The organism is Desulfomonile tiedjei DSM 6799 (assembly GCF_000266945.1).
Classification (GTDB): domain Bacteria; phylum Desulfobacterota; class Desulfomonilia; order Desulfomonilales; family Desulfomonilaceae; genus Desulfomonile; species Desulfomonile tiedjei.
The window spans coordinates 2,505,355-2,531,075 of the sequence record NC_018025.1 but is presented as its reverse complement, the minus strand read 5'-3'; the positions used below and the strand labels follow the sequence as shown (position 1 = coordinate 2,531,075).

Here is a 25,721-nt window from a genome sequence, read left to right as displayed (position 1 = left end):
TCCAATGATGTCTATCGGAATCGCGTGCGATCACGGCGGTTTTCATCTCAAAGAAGAGATAACGGCCGCGCTTCGGGATGCAGGGTACAAAGTGACAGATTTCGGTGCTTACAGTCTGAATAAAGATGACGACTATCCGGATTTTGTTGTGCCCCTTGCGATAGAAGTGGCCAATGGGTCATTGGGCAGGGGAATTGCCGTGTGCGGATCGGGTGTTGGTGCAAGCATTGCCGCGAACAAGATCGCCGGTGTACGGGCAGCCCTTATTCACGATGTCTTTTCCGCACATCAGGGAGTTGAGGACGACAACATGAATATCATGTGTCTTGGAGGCCGAGTAATAGGTTCGTTTCTTGCCAGGGATCTGGTGCATGCATTTCTCAGTGCGCGATTCTCGGGCGAACAGCGGCACCGCAGACGTTTGGCTGCAATAGATGCACTGGAGAGGAAAAACTCATGAAAACAAGCAACAATCCCCTCATGAAAATCCAGGAATTCGGTCAGAGTATCTGGCTGGACTACATTCGTCGAGACATGCTCCTTTCAGGGGAATTGCAGCAGCTCGTGGATGAAGACGGACTCAGGGGAGTGACGTCAAATCCCCAAATATTCTACACAGCCATTGCCGGAAGTGATGAATATGATAGTGCAATCAACTCTCTGGCGCTGGAAGGTAAGACAGAGATAGAAATTTACGAGGCTCTCGCATTCGCTGACATTCAGGAGACTGCGGACGTTTTCAGGCCTCTTTACGATGCTTCAGACGGTCGTCACGGGTTTGTGAGTCTCGAAGTCGCTCCGAATCTTGCTCGGCGGACTGAAGATACGATCAAGCAGGCGCGGAATTACTGGCATGCTGTGAATCGTCCCAACCTGCTCATAAAAGTTCCTGCTACCCGAGAGGGGCTGATTGCTATCCGACAACTCATAGGTGAAGGCATAAATGTGAATATTACTCTCCTGTTCGGGTTGGATAGATATCGAGATGTCGCCGAAGCGTACATAGCCGGTCTCGAGGACAGGCTGGCCAGCGGTCAACCCATCGATCGGATTGCTTCAGTGGCCAGTTTTTTCCTCAGCCGCATTGATATCCTGGTGGACCCCAAGCTGGAGGAGATAGCCGACAAAGGAGGCGAGACGGCAAATATTGCCCGTTCCATTCACGGGAACGTCGCCATTGCCAGCGCGAAAATAGCGTATCAGATTTACAAGGAAATGTTCTCGAGCGATCGCTTCCGGAGACTCGCCGATCGGGGAGGCCGTCCGCAGAGAGTGCTGTGGGCAAGCACCAGCACAAAGAACCCCGACTACAGCGACGTGAAATATGTCGAAGCACTCATAGGTCCCGACACTGTAAATACGCTCCCCATGGAGACGCTCAATGCGTATCGCGATCATGGCGAACCAGCTCCGCGTCTGGAAGAGAACGTGCAAGAGGCGGAACAGACCCTCGATCGGCTTAATCAGATTGGCATTAACCTGAATGAGGTTACTCGCCGGTTGGTGGAAGAGGGAATCGAGAAATTTAACAAACCATACGACAAATTAATGGAGGAGCTGAAGCAAAAGCGTAAAGAAGCTCTCGAGGCGCGTCCCGAACACCAACAAATGAGGGCTCCGAATTGTAGAGAAGCAATAGACGAGAGTGTTCGTTCCCTGGAAAAGCAGGATTTCGTAAAACGTATGTGGCGGAAGGATCCTACGGCCTGGAAAAGCGATCCGGCGGATCGTCAAACGATTTCAAATGCCTTGGGCTGGCTCCATGTGGCTGATAAGATGATCTCCGCTGCCCCGCATCTTCAACGATTTGCTACCGAAGTCAAAAAGAGCGGATTCAGGCATGTTGTTCATATGGGAATGGGTGGAAGCAGTCTGGCACCCCTGATTTTTGCACGATCCTTTCCCCTCGCTCCAAACGGCTTGCCTCTTTCGGTGCTCGATACTACCGACCCTGGCACTATCTTGCAGATCGAACGATCCGTACCTCTCGCGGAGACTCTCTTCATCGTGGCGAGCAAGTCCGGCACGACAACAGAAGTCAGTGCTTTCGGAGACTACTTTTATGAACGGCTCAAATCTATTAAAGGGTCTGCAGCAGGAGACAATTTTGTGGCGATAACCGACCCGAGAACGCCTCTTGTTGAATTGGCCAGGAAGCGTAATTTTTTGCAGATCTTCTTGAACTTTTCAGACATCGGCGGCAGGTATTCAGCTCTTTCGTACTTCGGGCTCGTTCCCGCTGCTCTCATGGGTGTCGACGTTCCGGAGCTTTTGGAACGAGCGCTGATCATGATGTACTCCTGCAACGCCACTTCTCATATATCAGAGGAATCTGGAGTGGCATTGGGTGCTGCCATAGGTGAGCTTGCGAACCTGGGCAGAAACAAGCTCACATTGCTTACGCCTCCCGACCTGAACACCTTCGGCATGTGGCTCGAGCAACTTCTAGCAGAGAGCACCGGGAAAGAAGACACCGGCATTCTTCCCGTAGCAGGCGAAGATCCGGGCGATCCGGAAGTCTACGGAACGGACCGGAATTTCGTTTGTTTTCAGATAGGCGGCACAGAGAACGATTCCGCGGCGAATCGTGTAAAGCGACTCCTCGATGCAGGCCACCCGGTGACAACAATCCAAATGGGCGATAAATTGGATATCGGGCAGGAATTCTTCCGGTGGGAAATTGCCACTGCGACTGCCGGAGCAGTCATGGGTATCAATCCGTTCGATCAGCCAAACGTGCAAGAGAGCAAGGAAAACACGAACCGTCTGCTCAAGGAAATCACATCCAAAGGGACATTCGAAGAAGAGCTTCCAGGTCTGAAAAGTGGACCCTTGTCATTTTATCATGCCAAAGAGGGCTCTTCAGCATCTTCTCTCCTGCGCGATTTCTTTGGACAGTGCTCTCCGGGCGACTACATTGCGTTTCAGGCATACCTTACAGAGAATTCCGCTACGGATCGGGCGCTACAAGAGATGCGTCTCCTGGCCAGGGACAAGTTGCATGTGGCAACTACGGTGGGATACGGCCCCCGGTATCTTCATTCCACAGGACAGTTTCATAAAGGTGGCCCGAATAGCGGCATTTTCGTGCAACTCACTGCAAAGGATAAGGAAGACATAAGCATACCGGGCGCCGGGTACACTTTTGGCACCCTAAAAAGGGCTCAGGCCAAGGGAGATCTCGACGCCCTGCTGCGGCATGGCCGGCGGATTCTCCGGATCGACTTAGGCCGAAACACGGATGAGGGCCTGGCGGCAATGCAGCAGATCATGCGAGAGGCTTTCAAATCGTGACAAGTGGTCAAGATCGCCACGAGGTCGGGAGAACACAATGGTTCGCTATGCTGACATAGGACTGGTCGGGTTGGGGGTTATGGGTAGAAATCTTGCCTTGAACTTCCGCGACAAAGGTTTCTCTGTGGCAGGCTTTGACATCGATTCCAGTAAGGTAAAAGCCCTGAATACGGACGCGATGGAACGCCGATTCGAGGGATACGGATCCGTGGAGGATTTCGTGTCTGCCTTGAAAACCCCTTGCGCCATCCTGATGCTCGTTCCGGCCGGTAAGCCGGTCGATATGGCAATCAAAGATTTCTTACCGCACTTAAATCCGGGAGATCTCATAATAGACGCGGGAAACTCGCATTTTTCGGACACGGATCGACGCATCGAATATGTTTCCGAAAAAGGAATCCATTTCATGGGGGTTGGAGTTTCAGGAGGAGAGAAAGGAGCCCGGTATGGACCGAGTATCATGCCAGGAGGGAACAAGGAGGCATACGAGCAGGTTCGGCCTCTGTTCGAGGCGGCTGCAGCCCAGGTAAACGGCGATCCGTGCGTGGCTTATCTCGGGTCGGGCTCAGCCGGACACTACGTGAAAATGGTCCATAACGGGATCGAATATGGGATCATGCAGCTTATAGGCGAGACCTACGACATTATGAAACGCGGACTCCAATTTGATGCAGAGCGCTTACACCAGGTGTACGAAGAATGGAATCAAGGTGAGCTTGAATCATATCTGGTCCAGATTACGAGTGGAATATTTTTGCAGCGAGATAAGAAGACGTCTCTGCCTCTCATCGATCGGATCTTGGACGAGGCGAAGCAAAAGGGAACCGGCAAATGGGCTTCACAGGACTCGATGGATCTCGGCATTCCCCTATCGACCATGGATACCGCTGTGGTGATGAGGCATCTCTCTGCCCTCAGGCACGACCGGCAACAGGGTGCGAGTATTTTTGGAGAGTGCGGTAGCTTTGAAGATAAAAGCGAGGTCCAGGTCGAGGACCTCAGAAATGCGCTGTACGCGTGTACGATCATGACGTACGCCCAGGGTATGGCTTTGCTGAGTGCTGCATCGAAGCACTATCAGTACGACGTGCCTTTGAGTGATGTGGCTCGAATTTGGCGGGGTGGATGCATTATTCGTGCAGCAGTACTGGAGAAGATTCGTTCTGCCTTCGAGAAACGGCCCGATCTATCCAACTTGATGTTTGACGAATCACTTGGCAAGAAAATAAACGAATGCCAGGGGAGCCTGCGCAAGCTGGTACGGAGTGCCACGGCAGTAGGAATCCCGATTCCCGCCTTCGCAGCATCCTTGTCCTATTTTGACTCGTTCAGGAGCAGTTGGCTGCCGGCAAATCTCATCCAGGCGCAACGAGATTACTTCGGAAGCCACACGTACGAACGAATTGATGAACCCGGCGCCTTTCACACTGAATGGGGACAACCTGAAAGATAACTACAAAATCAGCAAAGAAACCCTGGCACCATTCGCTTTCGAAGAAGTAATACTTGAGGAACCTTTTTTGCAAAAAAGGTTCCTCAAACTCCTCCAAAAAACTCTTAACACTTGCTTAAATCATGGTTTTTTCACGGAAAAACCATGATTTAAGCCAAATGCTAAGAGTTCTTGGGATGGGGCTTGGGGAAACACTTCTTGCAAGAAGGGTTTCCCCAGTGTTTGCTGCTTGAAAGCGAATGGTATCAAGAGAGCGTCTCGAAATCCTCGATGAGCACCACTCGAGCCGGCGATCCGTCACTTCCTTCTATTTTTAGCGGCAGACAAATCAGAAAGTACATACCAGGATCGACGGTCGATAAATCCAGACCTTCTATGGGGATGACCGAAGCAGCCAGAAGTGTGTTATGCGTAGGCGCTGCCTTTTTGAACGGAGCAATAGAAAGATAGTCGATTCCCACTACTTTAACCCCCCTATTCACCAACCATTCCGCGCCGTCTGCCGAGATTCCCACGAATTCAGGTACAAAATCATGCGGACTGGATTTCCACATTGCGGAGTTGCGAGTACGAAACAGAATGCGCTCGATTCCCTCAGGTATGCTCAGCCTCTCCAAACATTCCGCTGAGATAATGTTCTCATGGGTTGCATCGATTACGGCCGCGGGCCCTATAAGTGCGCTGATATCCAATGCTTCCGCAGCGGCAGATCCTTCGATGAAATGAATGGGAGCATCGACATGTGTACCTGTGTGAGTCCCCATTTCTATTTTGGTGAGATTGGAATGATGATCTTTGCCTATTGTATGAACACGAGTAATTCGAACATCAGGATTTCCGGGATAAATAGGCAGCGATGAGGATATGGTAAGGGTAACATCGTGTATTTTCATGTTTGCTCCTGTGTCCATCCTGCATTGCTACGTTGTTTACGATCTCGAAATCCCATTCAAGTGATTTACCAATTCATGCATATTGACAATGTATCACGCAGTTTGTTTCTATTGGCAAATTATCGTATTCATATAAAATGCTTCGTCTCGGTTAGAGCGTCTCGATCACTACGGCGGTGGTATCATCATTCTTGAGACCTTCACGGCGAAGAAGACCGATCCATTCAGCAAAGTTCTCCTGGGAATCGTCGAAACTCAGCAGGGTCCACCAGAGCTCCGAGCGATTCTTGTTGGCAAGCAAGAATGCGGACAGAGCATCTGTGCACAGTACGATGCAGTCTCCCGATTCCAGCCGGCTCTCATGTTTTTGTAGGGCGTGAAAGACGTTCTTATCAGAATGCGGATCGTTCGAGCGGCCGAACTTCACCGAACGGATCGACACAGGTGTGTTTCCGAAATCGGCATCGCTCGATGCAGGCCATGAAATCCTGTAATTTGCATCGTAGGTAACGACAAAAAGATTGCAGTCGCCAATCGCAAAGGCCGACCACCCTCCATTTTGAATCTTCAGTCCGAGAAACGTAGAAAAACCGCCTTGTTTGGCCTTCCAGTCATAAGGGTATCCCTTTTGCGCCAGTCGTTCCCATGGAACCATTCCCCACCATTGGTTACGGAGCGGCCCCAACTGATTCTCAAAGAGCGCAACACTCTCAGGGATTGCCAACTGTCCGCCGACAAAACCGCTTACAAGGACTTCTGCCCATTCCCGAGAATACGAGGCAGTTCCCACACCGTCTGCAATTGCTATGAGCCCGGTACACGTATCAGCGCCCCAGGAGTCCTCGTTTTGAGTCTCGCTATACTTCGGAACGCTCCACCCTCTCACAAGCAACGTCTGTTCACTCATTCGATCTCCTTCACTGCACAAGCAAACTGACACACTTATGTTTGCGAAATTCGATAGGACTCTTCTTGTCAGTTCTTGATAGGGAATATCTTTCGAGCCTCCCTGTTGAATGCGCCCCACAAAACTACTGCCAGGAAAGCTGAGAAAACTACTCCGAGAAGAAAATTAGCGGTCAAAATCAGGATCAAAGAGGCCAGGCCTATCAGGCAAAAAAGTATCACGGCTGGACCATGAGCCCATTTTCTGAACCGATTCAGGGAAAAGCCCACCAGCATATACCCACTTCCGAAGACGGCACCTGCCAGGAATCCTTCCCAGGATGGCGATCCGACCCATGCGAGAATGGCCATACCGATACCGGCAGCGGCAAGGCACAAAGCTATGGAACGGACGAGAAAGATGGTCCACCACTGTTTCCGCAGCTCCCTCCTCTGTTGCGAAGTCACCCACCGTTTACCGAATATGACGAGATGCCTTCTCCGTGCCTCGACAGCACTCATGGCACTTATGGGAATACCGTAAGAAGTGGTGATTTGCAGTGGTGGAAAATCTGCCGGGAATCTCCTGTCACTTTTGGTAACAGGCTGAGATCCCTGAGGCTGAGATCCCGCATTCTGGGTTACTTCAACTCTCTTGAACGGCATATTCTGCTGCCGCGGATGGGAGGTCGAGTGACCGTGATAACACTTGAGACAGACAGGCCGATTGTTGATGAGATTATTTGCAGGTTTGGCTCCGCACATGCTGCAAGCGGCAATGGCTCGACTAACAGGTGGCTGAACAACGACCGGACGAGGCTTTGCCAGGAGCTGTTTAATGGTCTTCGAATTGACAGGATTATCGGCCCACTCGACCAAATCTCGCATCATAGCAGATACCGACTTGAACCCATTTGCTGTTTTCGTCAGGTTGCCCAATTCTTTACAAAGAGAAGAGGAACCAGGGTGACAAAGGTCTGAAAAAGTGAATATGAGATTCTGTCCGTTGTGATATGTATCAAAGAGGCTCCCGCACTGCGAAAGAGCCAAGAGAGAGACGTACCCCACATAACCCGGAAATTGATCCAGATAGGGAGCAAAATCGTCTGAGCGGCGCCGCGGATGTCTCCAATTGGGATGCCCCAGTTCTCTCGCTCGTTCTCCTTCCATTGACGGCACAAACATCCCATCGTAGTCGATGAGCCTCAAATCACTTTCCGGGGTTACCAGAACGTTTCCCTGCTGAAGATCGTTATGCGCAATGCCTGCCGAGTACAGGGCCGATACCATGTCAAGCCACTTTGTTGCCATCTCCTGGAGAGCGCCGGGTCGATCCAGGTTCTCTTTCACCCAGGTATCAAGCGGTTGTCCTTCGATCCATCGCATAAGCACGATAGGATAGGGATTGCGAGGATCTTTCGGGTACATAGGCAGAAAAAGGCCTTTTTGAATATAATAAAAGCGAGCGAAATACGCGCGAAGCGGATTGTCATGCTCAACCAATTTGAAATATTCCGAAAGCTTCTCGTACGTCTGGAGAAGATCTGTTTCACCCTGAAAAGTTCTGAGAGCCCAATCGAGTGTTCCCACCCTGATTTTGTAAACGACAGCCATTCCTCCGGACCACGGCTTAGGCTGCCCGAATTTGTCTGTTTCAACGAACCCTTGCGCTAACTGCGGATGTTTGAGATTTTTCGTATTCCGGATCGCATTCCGGAACTCAACGATCTGTGGCCACGCCATATCGACCTCTCGACAAGGCACTCAACTGTATGCCCGCTACTCTGAATAGCGATTCCCTTGTCTTTTCATAATCTGGGAGGCTGGGAGTATCCTCTGCTATCTTGGTATAACTGCGAAATGGTATGAACCATATCCAACCCCCTTGTGAGGTCTTGTGCATACAAGTGTCAGAGCAGCGCTCATTTTCTTTGCTTAGTCCTTGCTCAAATCGGGCTCACCTGATGCGAGTCTACCGTCGGGCTTGCCGATTGCTTCTCCGGAGCCGGAGGATCGATCCGGCCGTACTTCTCGGAGTTCGCTTTGTCCCGGATATATTTCTCCTCCTACTGCTATCTGAGTTCCAAAATTGATGAATTCGATCAGGGTCACAACATCCGCGTTGTACACAAAGCCTCGTGACCCCTCCCCTATTGCATCCATTTTTCGTGCTGCCGCCAATGAAAGCCAGAGCTGCGGGATGGGCGATGACATGGAGAGAAGTTCTTTGGCGTAGTCATCCTTGATCCCCGTATCGGAAGCAGGGTAAAGGATCGCGCCAATCTGTTCATGGGTGATATGGCTGTTGAACACAAGCGCATTGCTGCCGTTGGTGTTTTGTTTGGACATAATTTCCCGCGCAATGGAAGCTGGAGTTCCCTGATCGCCCGGGGGGGTATAGGCGCCGTCGGTGATATTTATCACGATGGGAGGATGTGAATTGGGCTTCTCCTGCAGAGCGGAATCCACAAGTTGTAAAGCTTTCTCGAATGCCCGTCTCATAGGAGTCATCCCCTCGGCTTTGGGCTCGACCCACACAGAGAAAGGCTCCTCATATTCGACCAGACCTCCGGCACCATCAGATATTTTGCGGGTTCTCATCTCCACCCTCAAGCGGTGTTCCTGCAATTCCGACAGAGTGATCAGCTCCTTCTTCTCGAGTATGCCGCCAAAAGCCGAGCCTACCTTTTCTCCGTATCCGATGATGGAGACGTAGCAGTAGTTGTACACTTCCTCACCCTTTGTGGCCTTGATCACTAATGTATCCAGTAACTTGTTCAGGGCATCGGACGTGACCTGTGCCTTGCTTACGGAAATCCCTCCACCAAAGGGGGCATCCATCGAACCCGACTGGTCCACGAGAAAGATCACGGTTAAGGGGTTATTTCGAGAGACTTCTTCTGTATAGGGCTGAATCATTGTTATTATCTCCTTTTCTCTCATTTCGATCTTCTTGTCCGGTCACGCATTAGAGAGCAAAAACACGGCGATCGCTTTTCGTGGAGGCATATATCACCGCTACCGATCGAGCTCAATGGTTTCAAGTCCGCCAGCCGCTTGTGATGACAATTTTGTTCATTGCCGGCCCTGGCAAATCTCCTCCGCTAGGAACGGCACCGCCTGACTTCGCTTCGGAGACATGCCCGAGCCGGCTTCATGGTTTGGTACGAGTTCTGGCCAGAGTTCAACACGAGAGAGGTGAAAACGAAGTGCGTAAACGGGAAGACACATGAGCGAACTGTGCCGCCTCGTTTGCGCTTATAATGCCCCCTCCCCTGCCAGTCTGCAATTGGTTTTTAGGGCTGATGACAAAATTCAAGTGTTCTGAGGGAAAGGTGGAAAATCGAGGGCGTCTATGAATTCATCCTGGAATTCGGCATGTTCGGCCAATTCTATGACGGTTGTCTTTTCGGCCAGATCGGCCGCTTTCTTTCGCAAATCACCGTTCATGAGAGCCATGGCAGCCCCCAACCCTGCTGCGTTCTCGGTGATATCGATGTTACCTTGAACGGCTGCTTCAGGCAGCATACCGATTGACACAGCGTTTCTCCAGTCAAAATGTGCTCCGAAAGCACCAGTAAGCACTAGACGATCGATTTTTTCTACCCCGGCGACTCTCATGAGAAGTTTGATCCCAACAGCCAATGCTGCCTTTGCGGTTTGGATTTGCCGTATATCGTTCAAGGTAATATGAACGGACCTGCCGGAAGCTGTCCTCTCCGGAGGAACAATCGTGTAGAATCGCCCCAGCCCGGAATTGTCCGAAGTCACCCCTGGAAGGGCTTCGTTCAATCGCCCGTTTGGAAGAATGATTCCCGCGGCTCTCAAGGCGGCTATGCCGTCGATAATCCCCGATCCGCAAATACCAACCGGCAGAGCCCCTTTTTCTGCACCAATTGTGGAGTACTGCAGTTCTCGAGTTTCCGGGATGAATGTGATGGAGTCAATTGCACCTGGCACGGCCCTCATACCGCATTCAATGTGTGCTCCCTCCAGAGCCGGTCCTGTTGCACAGCTCGTTGCCCATAACCGGCCGTTATTGCTGAGGACCAGTTCCCCATTCGTACCGATGTCCACTAACAGATTGACGCCTGAACGATCCTCCAGGTTTTCGGCCAAGGCTCCGGCCACAGCATCTCCGCCAACGAACCCTGATATGGATGGGAAAACGTGAAGGTTGGTTCGTTCATTGAAATCCAGTCCGATTTCAGCAGCTTCAAAGTCCAGAGGCTTTTTCGTCACAGGGAGATAAGGCGCAAGCCCTAAACTACGCGGGTTAAGACCGCAGAGCAGGTGCTGCATAGTCGTGTTACCAACGGCCACTATTTCATCTATATCCGAGTGGTCTGCACCTGCATGTGACAGACAGTGTTTGATGAGATCGTTTATTCTGTCGACAACGGTTGTCTGGAGAAGCTTGACATTGAGTTCGTCCTTCGAAGCGAACTCGATACGAGTAATGACATCCTCTCCATGCTTTCGCTGCGGATTTGCTGCTGCTTTGGCGACTACCAACTTGCCTGTTTTCAAATCGCACAGGTAAACTGCTAGAGTGGTCGTGCCCAGGTCGATGGCAAGACCGAGGCTTCGATGCTGAATTGAGGGAAGCACTTTTACAATTCCTCTTTGGAAGTGCCGCACAAGCGTGAAAGGGACGTTGCGTCGAACGCACGTTGAGAAATCGGCTAAAGCTCTCCGAGAGAAATCGCTGTGATTCCCCCAGGGAAGATTTCCCATTATCGATACTACGTCTTTGGCTCTTGCGCCTCCAATCTTTACAGAGTCAACCGAAAAGCTGTCCACTACAGGCTTTAATGGAATGGTGAATTCCACATCTGTTTTGCAGCTTGAATCTGCGGTTTCCCAGGTTTCTTCCGGAATCCGTACAAGCAGGTCCGAAAGCACTTTAGTTTTGCAGGCAAGCACGTATCCATTGTCGCAATCCTGGAGTGAAGCGCCTGTTCCGGGGTCGACATGCTCTGCGCGATCGGAAGAATTACTCAGAACTTGGATTTTGCATTTACCGCATACGCCTTTACCACCGCAATCCGCCCGGATTTGGTATCCTTTCGCCAACAGAAGGTCCTGGACGGTTTCAGTTCCTTCAGCCCCGGGTTTGAGGTGCACCAGATCGCTTTTCATTGACTTCGTCCCAAATAGCCGAAAAAATGTGCTTCTGTGATCTCTCCACCTGCTTCTATCGTTACGAACTCTTCCGGAGTGTACGGACCGTGAATGAGCCGCTCAAAGTAGCTTAAACTCCCTTCTATTTCGTCGTAATCTTTCTTCAAGATAGAGCAATTTTCTTTAGCTCTGGTTTTCAGCTCAGGACAGTTGCCTACTTTCGTATCGATGAGCGCTATATGCGTGTAATGTTTCAGTTCCTCCTCCATAACCCAGAAAGCTGTTTCCAGACCGTGCTTCGGAGCATAGTCGTCATATATGATCCCCAAAGGATCTTTCTTAGCTGCTACCCACCCCGGCGTCAAGTAATAAGTGCCAGGCCTTGCTTTGAACATAAGATCGTATTTTTCAAGGGAACCGAAGAACAGCGGAATACAATCATGACATCTGGGAATTATCAATTGCGCCCCACGCGGTTTAACACCCTTGATTCCACCGGAGCACAAACCATAACCGAGGACGATTTTCGAAACGCTTTCAAGAGTGTCTATTTCTTGCTGAATTATTCCAGCCATCTCTTGAGGCGTCCGGTGCAGACCTTGATCCAGGAAATGGAACTGAATTTGAGAGCCATCGGCAGCAGCTTCGAGTTCCTTTCGCATGACGTCGCATGCAATTATGGCTGTCGGATTCTCGTTTCTTCGAGTGTTCATTGCGGTTTCCGTCAGTGTACAGGATCTATCGCAGTTGACAGTCGATCCATGTGAGAATGGAGTGAAGAACAGGAAAAGCGCCAGAGTGGGTGCCAGTTGATGAACACCTCATCCACTTATTTCTTCAAGGATTTTCCCTTTCGTTTCCGGCCCCAATATGAGCACATTTAAAGCCCCCATTAAGAAGGAGAACGCTCCCAGTGTGAACACGGATTCCACACCCCAATGCGCCATGATAATCGGGACCAGCATCGGCCCAATGAGAGCCCCAATTCGTCCCCATGTGGATGCGGTTCCGCAACCGGTTGCCCGCGCCCGGGTCGGGAATAACTCGGGAGTATATGCATACAGGACTGACCACATGCCGAAGAAGAAGAACTGCATGAATGCTCCGGCAATGAAGAGCTCAGTCTGATTTGCGGCTTTTCCATAAAAATAAGCTGCCACTCCACTGAACAAAACGTATCCGATAACTGCCGGTTTTCTTCCGAGCTTTTCCACCAAATAGGCAGCAGAAAAGAATCCCGGGACACCCCAGAGGGTCATCAACAGCACGAATTCAATGGATTTGGTAATGGTGAATCCTTTCTCCACCAGGAGTTTGCCCATCCACGTGGTAATTCCGTAATACCCCAGAAGAGTAAAGAACCACAGTAGCCACACCATAAGAGTTCGGATTCTGTATTGTTTTGTAAATAGCTCTGCCAAAGAAAAAGAACCCGCAGCAATTTCGTCCTTTACGCCGTCTGTAACCGGTGGAGGAAGAGGCCGGCCGTGTGCCGCTTCAACCTTCTTCTCGAGAAATTGCATCGTTTCCTCAGCTTTGTCCAAATATCCACGACTCTCATACCAGCGGGGCGACTCGGGGACGGCTCGCCGTATGACGAGCACGTAAATTGCCGGTAACCCCATTGCCACGAATACCGATCGCCACCCTGCATATGGTACCAGGAAATAAGCCAAGATCCCTGCCCCAATAAACCCGAGAGGCCAAAAGCCTTCCAGCAATGCGATGTACTTACCTCTGTGGGTCGCGGGAATTGTCTCCGACACCATCGATTGCGCAATCGGGAATTCTGCTCCCATACCGAATCCAAGGATGAAACGAGCCACCAGGAAGGATTCATAACTCCACACAAAAGCGCAGAAGATGCTTGCTGCACCCCAAACGATCATACTGTACTGAAAGATAACTTTACGACCGAAACGATCCGCAAGTATACCGGCCAGACCTGCCCCCAATGCCATTCCTGCCAAGCTGGCGCTGCCTACGATACCCGTTTGAGACGGAGTGAGGCCAAACGTGCTGCTCACTGGCGCTAGAACGAATGTCATCATCGCAAGGTCCATGGAATCGAAAAACCAAGCAGTTGCTATTATGAGAAATACCGTTCTCTGGTATTTCGTCATAGGCAGCCTCTCCATCCTCTGTGGAAGATTGAGGCCCTTGAATTCATTCTCTGCTTTGCATGCTGTCTGTAACATGTGACCTCTCCTGAAAAGGTGCGAGAGATTGACGCGATGTGATTCGGATCATAGAACAATGCATTTCCGAGGATACAAAGGATGACGGAATATCGTCTTCAGAGAAGACGATATTCGGATGAACCAGACTACCTGATTCCCTATCTGAGTGGAATCAGCATGAAGTCATGCGAGAGCAGAAATGCATAGCTCTATTTATTCGATGGGCAATCGGCCATACTCGTCTATGATTCTCTGGACCCGGCCGACTCGATCTATATCCGCTGCAACGGGCAGGTTGTCTGCCATACCCATTATGAAGCGGGTACCGGGCTTGATCCTCTTGATCATGTTCTTGATGTAGTCATCAAACTCCTGATCGCTGAAGTTAGGCTCAAACAGAATGGAAGGAATGCCTCCCCATAATGTCACGTGGTCACCCATAGCTCGAAATTCTTCGAGTTCACATTGCGTCTGCGGAACAGGCGTGATCGCCTCAGCTATATCTAGCATAGTTTCGCAGTACAAGGGGATCAGTCTTCGCATCTCTCCGTCAGCGTGGGCCATGGAAAACTTTCCGGCTGCGTGAATCTTCTCGTTGCATTCCCGGAACCAGGGTGTGAAGTATTGTCTGAACACTGGTGTGTGGATATCATCACTCCAGTTTGCACATAGGTTGATAATCTCGATGTCCGATTTCAGTATGATGTCGAGCTTCTTTCTCTCCAGCGCAAACATGGCTTCCATCAGCTCATCGACTTTTTCCGGTCTGTCCATGTACTCGTTGTAGAAGAGTTCATACCCCATTATTTCGCGCATCACTCGCTGTGAAGGTCCCCAAAGACCGGTTCCGGTCATGACGATCCCACGTTCGCCCATTTCCTGATATTCTTTTGTATAATTGTCATCGTACACGGGCTCGGTATGTTCGAGAATGTATTTGATAATGGGGTAATCTTTTTCGCTCTTGAACAGTTTCTCATGTTCGTAAGCCAACCAGGGGCCTTCGTTGACAGACCAGAGTAAGCTGATGGAGCAGGTTCCGATGGGGGTTCTGAATTCAGTGATTTCATACGGCGGCTCTTTGCGTTTGACCACTTCCATGTCGTGGTATATCTCTTTACAAACCGAGAAGAAGCGCTTTTGTGCGGCGGCCCCTTGATCTTCGATAATATCCGTTTGTTTCCAGTCTTTGTACTTTTCGGGAAGTGAACCGTGGGCTGCATGATAGTTGTACCAAACGTCAATTCGTGCGCCGAAAGGCAGTTTGTCGACTACTTTACCGGCAACGACGTCCAATATGCGTTGTTTTTGCGTCAAAGCCATAATGAGATCTCCTCGTCAGTTCTTTTCCATAAGATGCTTGCAGATTTTAACGGCCTGGCCGCCGTCTTTCGCGTAGGCGTCCGCTCCCATACTGAGCGCAAATGCTTCCGTTACGGGCGCTCCGCCTGCCACTACTCTGACACTCGATCGAAGCCCCTTGTCTTCCAGCGTCTTGATCACTGTTCCGATTTCGTGCATGGTCGTCGTCAACAGAGAAGACAAACCGACGATATCCGGTTTTTGACGCTCTATTTCTTCTGCAAATTTCTCTTCGGAGACATCGGTTCCAAGGTCGACGACATCGAACCCCACTCCCTTGAGAAAGCCTATTACGATGTTTTTGCCGATGTCATGCATATCGGATTTGACGGTGCCAATGAGGATTTTGCCCAATGAGGCGACATTCGAACCCTCCATAACAGGCTTCAACACCTCAAACGCTATATTCATGCAGCGTGCCGATTTCATCATGTCCGGCAGATAGTATTCGCCTGATGAATACTTTTCTCCAACTACTTCCATTCCAGCCTGTAACTGGTGAATAAGGTCTTCTGCCCTGGTACCTGAGTCCAATGATTCCTTGGTTAATCTCGCGATATCTTTCCAATCCCCTGCAACTACGTTTTGAACAAGGGCCGAATTGTTACTCATAAGAGTCCTCCTCATATGTTTTCCGGATTTTTCACGTTGGGCGCACTTCTCTCGTGACCTGCCCAACAGTCATTCAGGTCGAGGTACGTTCGGATATGATTGTGATTACTTGCTTTGGCTGTTACGCGCCGTATGGTTGGTACCGGCCGACGAAATTGTATGCAAAAGGAATGCCACAACAAAAAGCCTGAAATAGCGCTCTCGTTTGTGCCGGCATTATTCACATTGGAATCGGACGAGTGGAGGGGGCACTGAGATAATCGAGAAGTAAACCGTCAATATCCGGCAACTTAGAGTCTGCGTCCTGTCGATTCACAATGGAATCACTCGATCACATAATTACTATCCCTGCTCATAGCATCGTCTACAATATGATTCTCGGAAATCCCGTATTTCTTCATTTTCTTGACTACGGATGACTGTGAAATTCCTAAAGCTTGCGCTGTTTTTCTCGTGCTGTGAGTGCGCCTGTAAGTCTCTACGATAAGCTGTTTTTCTTCTTCTGCCTTATTCTGCTTCAGCATCGAAATATCCCTGCATTTCGCGGGTTCGTCGCATGGAGCCAGACTGAAACAGTCCAAGTTGATGCAATCGTTCCTGCACGTCACGACTGCTCTTTCTATGGTGTTCTCCAATTCCCGCACATTCCCCGGCCAATCATAATTTGTCAGGCGGGTAATGACATCCTGATGAAGCCATTTCTGGTACCCGTATTTCGAGTTGAATTTCGCCAGGAATTCCTTTGCCAGTGGGGCGATATCTTCACGCCTTTCACGTAACGGGGGCAGCACTATGGGCACGACATTCAGTCGATAGTACAAATCCTGACGAAAAGTCCGCTCTGCCACCATCTTTTCGAGATCGCGATTTGTGGCGGCAATTATTCTCACGTTCAGATTGATGATTTTTGTGCCTCCGATTCGAGTAATCTGTTTGTTCTGAACCGCGCGAAGTACTTTCACCTGGAGTTCAAGCGGTAGATCTCCCACTTCATCCAAGAACAGGGTGCCACCCTGTGCGAGTTCAAACAGACCGGGCTTTCCTTCCTTCGACGCCCCCGTGAAGGCACCCGCCTCATACCCGAAAAACTCCGATTCAAGAAGGTTGGCGGGAACGGCTCCGCAGTTGATCTCTATGAAGGATTTGAGAGCGCGTTTACTCGAACGATGAATCAGACGTGCCAGTAAATCTTTTCCGACACCGGATTCACCAAGAATCAGTACGTTGGAATCGACTTGGGCAACATGAAGAGCGAGCTCGATCTTCTGTTTGATCGTCGGACTGTTGGTTATGATGAATTTGTACGGCAATTGGGCATGTAATCGCTTGAGTTCCTGGAGATAACGATCTCGTGCTGCTTCGCTCTCCGCAAGTTTGTTCTTCAGGTCGCTCAATTCGGTTATATCCCGAGTAGCCGTGACGACTCGCATGATGTCACCCTCTTCATTGAACACCGGGATGGCAGTAAGAAGGAGCTCTTTTCCATTGCGAATATCAATGGCTGAGTATGGTGTTTTCCGCTGAATCACCTTATCACTCAGGGATCGACCGATATAGCCTTCTTTTATAAGCTCGTGAACGTGTTTGCCTCTGTATTCCTCGTTGGTTATTCCGGTAAGATTCTGATAAGCCTGATTTACTCTGAGGACACAACCCTTTTCATCGACCAACACGAGGCCGTCCGCAACAGCTTCGAAGATTGCATCCAATTCCTTGCACATGGATTTGACACTTTCCAACTCTGCTGACGACTTCTCCAATTCAGAAATGTCCTGGAATATTCCTACAGCGCCGACGACTTTTCCTTTTTTTCTCAAAACCATTCGATCGGTAAAAACCATGTTGCCGTTTACCATCATCTTCTGGCGTGACTGATTCTTGCCTTTCTTCATGACTTCCAGAAGAGCCGTACTCGGTATGATTTCTTCCACTCGGCACCCGATAGCAGCCTCGGAAGAAATCCCGACCACCTTTGCAGCGGTTTGGTTCATGAAAACGATTCTGCCTTCCCGATCGACTACAACAACCCCGTTGCGCGAAAAATCGAGAATATTTAGCCACTCTTCCGTCGAAAGATTAAAATCCATTGGGTTGCTCCTCAAGAATGGAGGACAGTATACTCCAGTGATTACAGACTCCGAGTAAAAAAGTGATCGGTGATTCCCATTTTCTTGGGAAAGCAAAGACAGACGGTAATCTGTGAAACGGCTCAACCATGAGCAAGGAAACGCTCAGGGGAATACGCCGGATCATGCAACTGCTCCCCAGAAAGCAGATTCCCGGAAATCTGATTCAAAATTCGTAATTCATTCACTTTTGAGATTCAATCGGATCAATAGTCGCTCTATTGAGAGAGTTTCCGGCTCTATTCTCCATCTCCGCAAGACTGGTACAAAAGTTGCTGGGACTCACGGCACAGATGATTGGGGTTACTTGTTCAGTCTATACGTTGATACTGCCATGCACTATGCACTGCACAGTGTCATCCACATCGAACGTAGTGATTTCAGATAAGCGGATAAACTCCCTTCTTTAATCATGATGGAGAGTAGTCATTATGTTAATAATCGGCGAAAAAATCAACAGCAGCATTCCATCCACAGCGAATGCTATCAAGGCTCGAGATGAAGGGTTTTTGACGAAGTTGGCACTCGATCAGATGGAGGCCGGCGCACAGATGATCGACGTTAATGCCGGAACCTTTGTCGATGAAGAAATAGATTTGCTCAAATGGCTGATTGGATTGGTCCAGAGTGTAGCCGATATTCCTTTATGTATTGACAGCCCGAATCCTGTTGCTCTTGCGGAGGCCATGCCTTTGAGCCGAAAAAAGTCGCTTGTAAATTCCATATCCTTGGAAGCGGAACGATACAGCGGGGTTGTGTCGGTGGTCAAAGAGCACAAGGCTTCAGTCGTCGCTCTGTGCATGGACGATAAAGGTATTCCGAAAGATGCAGCAGGCAGGATTGAAATAGCTTGCAGGTTAGCGGACAAGCTGAATAGTGACGGGATTGCAAACGAAGACATCTATTTTGACGTGTTAGTTCAACCCATCAGTGTCGACGCGAGTTTCGGCATGGCATGCCTGGAAGCGGTGATCGGCATCAGAAATAAAATTCCCGGAGCACATACCACTTGTGGATTGAGCAACATCAGCTTCGGGCTACCTGAGCGCAAGTTGCTCAACAGCACGTACCTTACTGCGCTCATGACTGCCGGGATGGATACGTTCATCATCGATCCGTTGGATAAACGTATGATGGCTACCATCCTGGCATCTCAAGCGGTTCTTGGTCAGGATGAATACTGTGCGGAATACCTGAGCGGATTTCGAGCGGGCAAGCTGAAATAGCTCACAATCGAAAGATCGGGGTGTTTCAGGCCCGGAATACAAACGCTGAGGTACGAACAAGCGGTCTGGTAAAGCTCGAAGCTTTGTCGAAGGCAACTTCGACTTACCAGACTCATACAGAGACAATCTTCAGGAATACTTCAACGCTGAAAGGATATGCCATGGATGCTACCGTCACTATGAATAATGTGGGCAATATAGCTGGACGTCTCGAACGGCTGCCATTAAGCAACTATCATCGAAAGCTCTTTCTTTACCACGAAATAGGTTGGATTCTCGGCTCAATCGGTTTAGCCACAACCACTTTCTTGCTTTCACCCATTGGTAAGGAATTCAGTCTGAGCCCGAAAATGACAGGGCTTATCGGCACCATGAGCTTTTTGGGAATGTTCATCAGCGCCGGACTTTCCGGCATTCTCGGTGACAAATTCGGTCGTAAAACCATGTTGCTCGTGGGGATAGCCCTTTGGGGTATCGGCAGTTTTCTGCTGGCATGGTCACCTACTGTGGAAATATTCTATGCAGCAAGGGTGTTGCTGGGGCTTGGAATGGGGACGCACTTTCCGATGACGCAATCCATGCTCTCAGAGATCATCCCGAGCAATTATCGAGGACGTTACATATCGCTTCTCGAAGGCGGTTGGCCCATTGCATTCCTTTTAGGTGGAGTTTTGTCTTACCTGGTCCTGCAAGTCGCAGGCTGGCGAACGGTTTTCTTCATTCAAGGACTAGGTTCTCTTTACTTCTTCTGGGTAAGAATCGGCATTCCGGAATCTCCTCGTTGGTTCGAGACAGTCGGAAACATGAACCAGGCAAAAAAAGTAATCGAGGAGATGGAGCATAATGTCGAAAAAGCCACTGACAGCCCACTCCCTGATATCCCGCCCAGCAAGGCGGCCACGACTGAAGGAAGCAAATTCGCATTCTTGGAACTGTGGACGGAAAAGTATCGCTTGCGGACAATCATGATTTGGACCTTGTGGTTCACGGCACTATTCGGCTTCTACAGTCTAACGACATGGATGAGTGCCTTGCTGGTGAAAGCTGGTTTCACCGTTGTAAAATCTGCCGAATATGTCATTCTCATTTCTCTTCCCGGTATTCCGGGTTATTTATCCGCGGCATTCCTCGTGGACAAGCTGGGTCGCAAGCCCATGGTCGCTGGATACATGATCAGCGCAGCCATTGCATGTTATTTTTATGGCAATGCGGCGAATTTCACGACCCTGGTGATCTGGGGATCCATAATGCAATTCTTTATGTTCGGCATGTGGTCTCTCTTGTACACCTATTCCCCTGAGCTCTATCCCACAAGAGCGCGAGCGACCGGATGCGGCTTTGCTTCATCTCTGGGACGCCTTGGGGCACTTATCGGACCTTTCGTCGTAGGGGCGATTCTGGAGAAAGTCGGCACAAGCGGCGTATTCTCATTGGGAGCGGCAATGTTCCTTCTCGGTGCTGTAACAGTGCTTCTGATCGGTCCCGAAACGAGAGGCAAGACACTGGAAGAGATCAACAGATAATCAACACAAACCTCCGCTCGGCCACATATATAGCAAGTGTATGGAACAGTGTCCAATTGCGGAAAGCACTTCTCGGCAATTGGTAGGTGCCGTGCCTCCGTGCCGGCACATTTTTCAAAGACAAATCAACCGGTTCGGGCCGGCAGGGACGCCGCCCCCTACCGTTCATTTGGGGCACAATGTATTCAAAAGGTCAGAAATTATGTCATCTGCTACATAATCTCTATTCAGGGCCGACTTGTTCTCATTTGCGTGTAATGCAACATCTAATACGAATTTATAGTGAAATTAGTTCTTACTGAGGTGGAAGCACGGACCTGCAAGGGCAGGTCCGTGGCACCCAAAACCGCTGTCGGTTTCTGTACTGGGGTGCCACTGACCTGCGGAGCCAGGTTAGTGCAGCAAGCATCTTGAATGCAAAATGCTATAAGAAATAGTTGTACGCTTCTATGGGATCCTTCCCATATTGTGTGGTAATGCCACCACGTTTCCTGATGTTCGTCTCAGACTGTCGAATAGTGGATTCTTGTATTATCGCCACCTTAGCAATTAAATGGAGGCCGGGAGTATTTTGGCCTTGGAATTGCTCACAAGGTGAAATATGCTCATTCTCACAGTCCATGATGCATGTATTGAAAGGCCTAAAAGGGTCAATGATCGCGAACTTGATAAAGTTCCGGATCTCACTGGTTTGTAATGAAGGGAGAAAAGGGAAAGTGAAATTCAAAACAAAGTCCTTCTTTATTGTGGCAGCCACACTGGCAGTGTTTCTGGTAATGTGCTTTCAGGTTATGGCTCAGGGTTTCAACGGTTTTTCAGCTAATTATGGTGTCGGCGGTCAAGGCTGGAGCGCCGGAAATTGGAACGGAAGTGACCTGGTGCCGGACGATTACACGAGGAACGGCATTGCGTGGGGCGCTATAGGTACATCTACTACAGGTGTGGGAGTAGGCATTGGATATGGTGGTGGTGGCATAGCAATCAAAGTGCCTGGAACCGGTACAATTAGACTGGGCCAATAATCCCGGGAGAAGCGCCAGTTTCATCACGGACGCCCCGGAGTTGCATTGAGCAGGTCTCAAGGCTCCACCGGGCACGTCATATTCACATTATCTTTTGGATGAATTTCGTCTCATAACGGCTCTGATACCAATTTGCATTCAAAATCCCCCCATACCCCCCTTTATAAAGGGGGGTAAGAGGGGATTTTCGTCCAACTTTGAAAACAAATTGCTCTGAGCGGGAACGCAAGAGAGATGAAGAGAATGTGGCCACAGGCGATGACCCGAGGATAGGTCCGCTTGCATATGCACGCGCCTGAGAATCAAAACCACAGTCGAAATCCCCCTTTTGCCGGAAAGTTTTGCAGCGCTGATGCCGACCGCGTCGAAACTTCTCATAGGATATGTGCTTGTATTAGTTGCCACAGCAATCTGGTCAGGCAACTTTATTGTCGCTCGGCTCCTTTCCGATTCCATTCCTCCTGCTACGCTGGACTTCTTGCGATGGGCAGCCGCACTCGTCTTCCTTTTGCCTTTTGCAGTAAGGCCCTTGTACCGCGATATCCAGGTCATACGAACACATCTGGGGTATGTTTGCCTTTCTGCGTTCCTGCTGGTCACCCTCTTTAATACGCTGATTTACATCGCCGCTCACTGGACAAAAGCCATTAACCTTTCATTGATAGCGGTCTCCTCACCGATCTTCATCGTGTTGTTTGCGCGATTAATTCTCGGCGAACCTTTCACGGTTCGCAGAATCGTGGGTCTCATTGCTGCGACCTTGGGTGTCATCCTCCTTATCACGGAAGGTGACGTTTCCCGACTCATGGGTCTCACGTTCTCTCAAGGGGATTTGTGGATGCTCTTCGCAGCGATGATTTTCGGAACGTACAGCATTCTCGTGCGTATCAAGCCGGTAGCTCTCAGTCCAGTGGCCTTCCTCTGCTCTACTGTGATTATCGGACTTATTTTCCTGGTACCCTGGGTCATGTGGGAACTAAGAAGCGCTCAGGACATACATCTTTCTGAGACCTCTGTTGCGGCTATCATGTACCTTGCCCTTGGCCCTTCCTTACTGGCTTTTCTCTGTTGGAACAAAGCAATCCTGCTGATAGGTCCTGTGCGCTCCGCATTTGTCTATTATTCTCTTCCCGTTTTCAGCGGAGTTGCGGCGCTTATGATTCTGGGGGAGCCGATTCATATTGTCCATGCGCTCAGCGGTATTCTCATATTGGCGGGGGTCATTATTGCCACTCGAGAATCGACTTGATGCCTGGTGGTTGAATTCTCTGCATCTCATTCGAATTCGCTTCCACCAATCTTATTTGGTCCACACGGGGGGGGGGGGCGGATCGTTACAGGCTTATTTCCCCACAGGAGCTCTCGGTTTTGTTGAATATCGGCGAAACGGCATTAGATGCGTTTTCGATAACAGATGACATCCGCGCACTCATTTTCTAAACTCCTCGAACCCCGTGCACGGAACGTACGAGGCGCCGAGTTGTAACAGGAAAATAGTAAGAAAACTTCCCGGCACCCTGAGTGCCAACAGGATTCTTGCTCGCACACGCCATGGTGATGTTATGATTGACGGATTAAAGAAAAAATGATTATCATAGTTTATGGCTTTAGCCGGAAGCCTACTCTGATGAGGCAAGCTACCGATTCTATTGCAGATATCCTGAGGATATGCGGCATTCCGGACTGAACGATTTTGAGAGTGCCTGCTGTATTTGAGAAACGGTAGGATGGCCTGACAGAAGATGAATACGGCAAAAAAATCCAACACTTTCGGAGCCGGTCTGCACCCGCTTATCATTCGAACAACCTCCTTATCGACTGACCGGCTCCTCTTTCCGTATATAAAACCGCAGAAACAATACAAGGTGAAATGGTTATGGCCAAGACCCTGAGGTTTCGGAAAGATCGTGACTACAAAGGTAAGCCCAAAGAATACAAGCATACGTACCGGATCGTACCGGAAGATGCAAGCGACCTCTGCTTGTTTACATGCGATGTGATGGGGCATGTGGCATCCCGCGAGACAAATTTCCTGGATCCTGCGGGGGAACCGGGGTTTTCTATGCGTCCCAACAGGAAGATCATGCCTACTCAGTGGTTCGTCAAAGACGCCGCAGGTGTGGACATCGGAAGCATCGGTCAAGCCATGCTTTCCAAAGGAAAGTGGGTCGGTTTGGATGCCTTCAAGAATGAGGCATTTCGAGTGATCGATTCCGAATCACGCGTCGATAAGATAGGAAAATCCCTTTTTGGCGGCAGTACTTCCCAATATAGCATCATCCAGGAGGACCGTATTGCCGCAACTACCGAGAAGGAACCTCGAGAGAAGACTACAAAGAAAGGTATAAGAGGCTTTCTTCAGGCATTCGCAACGCCAAGCGATTGGGTGCTCCGGTTTCCCGAAGATGAGGTGCATTTGGATCTTCGGCTGGTCGTTCCTGCAATGATCCTCTTGATAGACATCACCGTTGCTTTGGATGCAATAGACTAGCCGGAATCCGACACCAATCGATATCGAATAAGACGCCTCAATCCCACAGAATTATTCCGCCGATGGGTCTCAGCATAATTTCTCCACGGCTCCGGCTTGTCTCACTTGGAGTATTCAGAACACGCCTGTAAACTGATACGTGTACAAGAAATACTTAGGGGGTTTTTTCGTGAAAGCACAAGACGTTCTCAGGGAAGAACTCATAGCTTTGCTCGAAGGCGGAAATGCTCATTTTGGTTTTATGGGAGCACTTGCCGATTTTCCTTTGGAGCACATCAACAGCAAGGCTCCGAACACGCCGTACTCGTTTTGGCATTTTGTCGAACATATTCGCATTGCTCAGTGGGATATCCTGGAATTCATTCGAGATCCGAAGCACGTTTCACCGAACTATCCGGAGGGTTACCGTCCTCGACCGGAAGAGCAGACGGACGAAAAAGGCTGGCAAAAAAGCATTAACGGGGTGATCTCAGATAGGGAAGCATTAAAAGCCATCGTGCGAGATAAGAAAACCGATTTGTTCGCTCCGATTCCCCACGCTCCGGACTATACTATTTTTCGGGAGATTGTCCTTGCGGCGGACCACACTGCCTATCACACAGGCGAAATCGCGATTATGCGTCAAGTCATGAATCTTTGGCCCGCGGGAAATCTGTATCTCACCGGAAAACCGGATTAAAAAGGCGGATTGGGTAAACGAGAAACGGATTTTCCATCATAGCGGTAGAGCAGTGAACAGGGGAAATCGCTCGCATATCTGCTCCCCTGAAAGCGGGGAAAATCAGGGGAGTATTTTGACTGGAGTGCCTACTTCCACCATTTCGTAAAGCTCCATTGCATCTTTCGGAAACATGTGGATACAGCCGTACGATTTCGTCAGCATGCCATCTTTGAGCTTCTTGTCTGCATGAATGTGGATGCAATCTCCGGTAAATCCTCGTAGACGATCTTTGACGCTGGGATAATTTATGCTGATTACGGTAGCTTCATCGCCTCCGTACGATTCGGCCCATAATTTTTCCAGCGAGGGTCCGGAATCGGCATAGATGAACTTGTTCCCCTTGCACCAACTTCTGTTTTCAACAATGCGATATCCTTTTGTCGAATTGCGCGAAGCCATCCAGGAGATTTCATAATCGCCCACCGGTGTGCAGTGATCTCCGCCCCGCTGCTTACCCAGGCCACCCTTGCCCGTTTCTATGGGATATTCTCTGATCGCTTCGTTTTTGCGCCACAATTGGAGCACATTTATGCCGCAGTGGATTACGATGCGGAATTCATCTCGGGAGCCATTCGTCTCGGTTTGGCTGAAGGCAGAACCGGCTTGCCATGAACACATGAAGAATCCCGCGATAATGGTCAAAACAGTAACCGATACTCTCAAAAGACCTTCCTTCCCGGCATTGGCAGCCAGAATCTCCGGAGGAGAAGAGAGTTCCTCATGGTGAGCCCGACAGGAACTTGTTCAAGAGATTTAGTACCCGATATTCTTCTTTTCGATTGAGAATGGTATCACCCCTTTTTCTTTTA

20 protein-coding genes are annotated in these 25,721 nt (G+C 49.8%); 9 read left to right on the top strand and 11 right to left on the bottom strand.

What is annotated here, in order from left to right:
• The first annotated feature begins 7 nt into the window (after positions 1-7).
• The 3 genes from DESTI_RS10575 to gnd are packed head-to-tail and all read left to right on the top strand — an operon-like array spanning position 8 to position 4,747.
• Positions 8-460 carry an RpiB/LacA/LacB family sugar-phosphate isomerase gene (locus DESTI_RS10575; RefSeq protein ID WP_041287005.1) on the top strand — a complete coding sequence of 151 codons (453 nt, stop codon included), beginning with the start codon at positions 8-10 and terminating at the stop codon, positions 458-460.
• Positions 457-3,294 carry a bifunctional transaldolase/phosoglucose isomerase gene (locus DESTI_RS10570; RefSeq protein WP_014809952.1) on the top strand — a complete coding sequence of 946 codons (2,838 nt, stop codon included), beginning with the start codon at positions 457-459 and terminating at the stop codon, positions 3,292-3,294. Before DESTI_RS10575 ends, DESTI_RS10570 begins: the two co-directional genes overlap by 4 nt.
• Positions 3,295-3,331: 37 nt before the next feature.
• Entirely contained in the window at positions 3,332-4,747 is a 1,416-nt protein-coding gene (gene gnd, locus DESTI_RS10565; RefSeq protein ID WP_014809951.1) for an NADP-dependent phosphogluconate dehydrogenase, read from the top strand.
• Positions 4,748-4,992: 245 nt separating this feature from the next.
• Here gnd and DESTI_RS10560 read toward each other — a convergent pair whose 3' ends face one another.
• From DESTI_RS10560 to DESTI_RS10510, 10 genes are all read right to left on the bottom strand, one after another.
• On the bottom strand, positions 4,993-5,640 hold the full coding sequence (locus DESTI_RS10560; RefSeq protein ID WP_014809950.1) for a cyclase family protein: 648 nt from the start codon (positions 5,638-5,640) through the stop codon (positions 4,993-4,995).
• Positions 5,641-5,791: 151 nt separating this feature from the next.
• Positions 5,792-6,547 carry a protein phosphatase 2C domain-containing protein gene (locus DESTI_RS10555; protein ID WP_014809949.1) on the bottom strand — a complete coding sequence of 252 codons (756 nt, stop codon included), beginning with the start codon at positions 6,545-6,547 and terminating at the stop codon, positions 5,792-5,794.
• 68 nt (positions 6,548-6,615) lie between these two features.
• Complete coding sequence (locus tag DESTI_RS28725; RefSeq protein ID WP_014809948.1) at positions 6,616-8,268, bottom strand: RIO2 family protein; 1,653 nt, start codon at positions 8,266-8,268, stop codon at positions 6,616-6,618.
• Between the two features lie 192 nt (positions 8,269-8,460).
• Positions 8,461-9,444, bottom strand: a complete 984-nt coding sequence (locus DESTI_RS10545) for a vWA domain-containing protein (RefSeq protein WP_014809947.1) — start codon at positions 9,442-9,444, stop codon at positions 8,461-8,463.
• A 396-nt stretch (positions 9,445-9,840) separates the two neighbouring features.
• Positions 9,841-11,667: an ASKHA domain-containing protein gene (locus tag DESTI_RS10535; protein WP_014809946.1), complete on the bottom strand. Its 1,827-nt coding sequence runs from the start codon at positions 11,665-11,667 to the stop codon at positions 9,841-9,843.
• The gene (locus DESTI_RS10530; protein ID WP_014809945.1) at positions 11,664-12,362 is read right to left on the bottom strand and encodes a DUF1638 domain-containing protein; all 699 of its coding nucleotides are present in this window, start codon (positions 12,360-12,362) and stop codon (positions 11,664-11,666) included. Before DESTI_RS10530 ends, DESTI_RS10535 begins: the two co-directional genes overlap by 4 nt.
• Before the next feature lie 108 nt (positions 12,363-12,470).
• Positions 12,471-13,847 (bottom strand): MFS transporter, encoded by a 1,377-nt coding sequence (locus DESTI_RS10525; RefSeq protein WP_014809944.1) that lies wholly within the window; start codon positions 13,845-13,847, stop codon positions 12,471-12,473.
• A gap of 195 nt (positions 13,848-14,042) precedes the next feature.
• Positions 14,043-15,152 carry a uroporphyrinogen decarboxylase family protein gene (locus tag DESTI_RS10520; RefSeq protein ID WP_014809943.1) on the bottom strand — a complete coding sequence of 370 codons (1,110 nt, stop codon included), beginning with the start codon at positions 15,150-15,152 and terminating at the stop codon, positions 14,043-14,045.
• 15 nt (positions 15,153-15,167) lie between these two features.
• Positions 15,168-15,803, bottom strand: coding sequence for a cobalamin B12-binding domain-containing protein (locus tag DESTI_RS10515; protein WP_014809942.1), 636 nt, complete (start codon positions 15,801-15,803; stop codon positions 15,168-15,170).
• A gap of 323 nt (positions 15,804-16,126) precedes the next feature.
• A complete protein-coding gene (locus DESTI_RS10510; RefSeq protein WP_014809941.1) occupies positions 16,127-17,890 on the bottom strand; it encodes a sigma 54-interacting transcriptional regulator in 1,764 nt (587 codons plus the stop codon).
• A gap of 470 nt (positions 17,891-18,360) precedes the next feature.
• Between DESTI_RS10510 and DESTI_RS10500 the strand changes: the two genes are divergently transcribed.
• The 6 genes from DESTI_RS10500 to DESTI_RS10465 all read left to right on the top strand — a co-directional run bounded on the left by DESTI_RS10500 (position 18,361) and on the right by DESTI_RS10465 (position 24,870).
• Positions 18,361-19,155 (top strand): methyltetrahydrofolate--corrinoid methyltransferase, encoded by a 795-nt coding sequence (locus tag DESTI_RS10500; RefSeq protein ID WP_014809939.1) that lies wholly within the window; start codon positions 18,361-18,363, stop codon positions 19,153-19,155.
• Positions 19,156-19,316: 161 nt separating this feature from the next.
• Positions 19,317-20,678, top strand: a complete 1,362-nt coding sequence (locus DESTI_RS10495) for an MFS transporter (protein ID WP_014809938.1) — start codon at positions 19,317-19,319, stop codon at positions 20,676-20,678.
• 716 nt (positions 20,679-21,394) lie between these two features.
• The gene (locus DESTI_RS10485) at positions 21,395-21,700 is read left to right on the top strand and encodes a hypothetical protein (RefSeq protein WP_014809937.1); all 306 of its coding nucleotides are present in this window, start codon (positions 21,395-21,397) and stop codon (positions 21,698-21,700) included.
• Between the two features lie 328 nt (positions 21,701-22,028).
• Entirely contained in the window at positions 22,029-22,949 is a 921-nt protein-coding gene (locus DESTI_RS10480; RefSeq protein ID WP_237671471.1) for a DMT family transporter, read from the top strand.
• Positions 22,950-23,576: 627 nt separating this feature from the next.
• Entirely contained in the window at positions 23,577-24,191 is a 615-nt protein-coding gene (locus DESTI_RS10470) for a hypothetical protein (protein WP_014809934.1), read from the top strand.
• A 169-nt stretch (positions 24,192-24,360) separates the two neighbouring features.
• Positions 24,361-24,870: a DinB family protein gene (locus DESTI_RS10465; RefSeq protein WP_014809933.1), complete on the top strand. Its 510-nt coding sequence runs from the start codon at positions 24,361-24,363 to the stop codon at positions 24,868-24,870.
• A 102-nt stretch (positions 24,871-24,972) separates the two neighbouring features.
• On the opposite strand, the gene DESTI_RS10460 is transcribed toward DESTI_RS10465, so the two are convergent.
• Positions 24,973-25,575 carry a L,D-transpeptidase gene (locus DESTI_RS10460; protein WP_041286112.1) on the bottom strand — a complete coding sequence of 201 codons (603 nt, stop codon included), beginning with the start codon at positions 25,573-25,575 and terminating at the stop codon, positions 24,973-24,975.
• Positions 25,576-25,721 lie beyond the last annotated feature (146 nt).

Bases quoted from the DNA above. Each gene is read 5' to 3' on its own strand.
- DESTI_RS10575 (WP_041287005.1), top strand. From the start codon at position 8: ATGTCTATCGGAATCGCGTGCGATCACGGCGGTTTTCATCTCAAAGAA.
- DESTI_RS28725 (WP_014809948.1), bottom strand. From the start codon at position 8,268: ATGGCGTGGCCACAGATCGTTGAGTTCCGGAATGCGATCCGGAATACG.
- DESTI_RS10525 (WP_014809944.1), bottom strand. From the start codon at position 13,847: ATGTTACAGACAGCATGCAAAGCAGAGAATGAATTCAAGGGCCTCAAT.
- DESTI_RS10515 (WP_014809942.1), bottom strand. From the start codon at position 15,803: ATGAGTAACAATTCGGCCCTTGTTCAAAACGTAGTTGCAGGGGATTGG.
- DESTI_RS10500 (WP_014809939.1), top strand. From the start codon at position 18,361: ATGTTAATAATCGGCGAAAAAATCAACAGCAGCATTCCATCCACAGCG.
- DESTI_RS10545 (WP_014809947.1), bottom strand. From the start codon at position 9,444: ATGATTCAGCCCTATACAGAAGAAGTCTCTCGAAATAACCCCTTAACC.
- DESTI_RS10560 (WP_014809950.1), bottom strand. From the start codon at position 5,640: ATGAAAATACACGATGTTACCCTTACCATATCCTCATCGCTGCCTATT.
- DESTI_RS10570 (WP_014809952.1), top strand. From the start codon at position 457: ATGAAAACAAGCAACAATCCCCTCATGAAAATCCAGGAATTCGGTCAG.
- DESTI_RS10530 (WP_014809945.1), bottom strand. From the start codon at position 12,362: ATGAACACTCGAAGAAACGAGAATCCGACAGCCATAATTGCATGCGAC.
- DESTI_RS10510 (WP_014809941.1), bottom strand. From the start codon at position 17,890: ATGGATTTTAATCTTTCGACGGAAGAGTGGCTAAATATTCTCGATTTT.
- gnd (WP_014809951.1), top strand. From the start codon at position 3,332: ATGGTTCGCTATGCTGACATAGGACTGGTCGGGTTGGGGGTTATGGGT.
- DESTI_RS10520 (WP_014809943.1), bottom strand. From the start codon at position 15,152: ATGGCTTTGACGCAAAAACAACGCATATTGGACGTCGTTGCCGGTAAA.
- DESTI_RS10535 (WP_014809946.1), bottom strand. From the start codon at position 11,667: ATGAAAAGCGATCTGGTGCACCTCAAACCCGGGGCTGAAGGAACTGAA.
- DESTI_RS10495 (WP_014809938.1), top strand. From the start codon at position 19,317: ATGGATGCTACCGTCACTATGAATAATGTGGGCAATATAGCTGGACGT.
- DESTI_RS10470 (WP_014809934.1), top strand. From the start codon at position 23,577: ATGGCCAAGACCCTGAGGTTTCGGAAAGATCGTGACTACAAAGGTAAG.
- DESTI_RS10555 (WP_014809949.1), bottom strand. From the start codon at position 6,547: ATGAGTGAACAGACGTTGCTTGTGAGAGGGTGGAGCGTTCCGAAGTAT.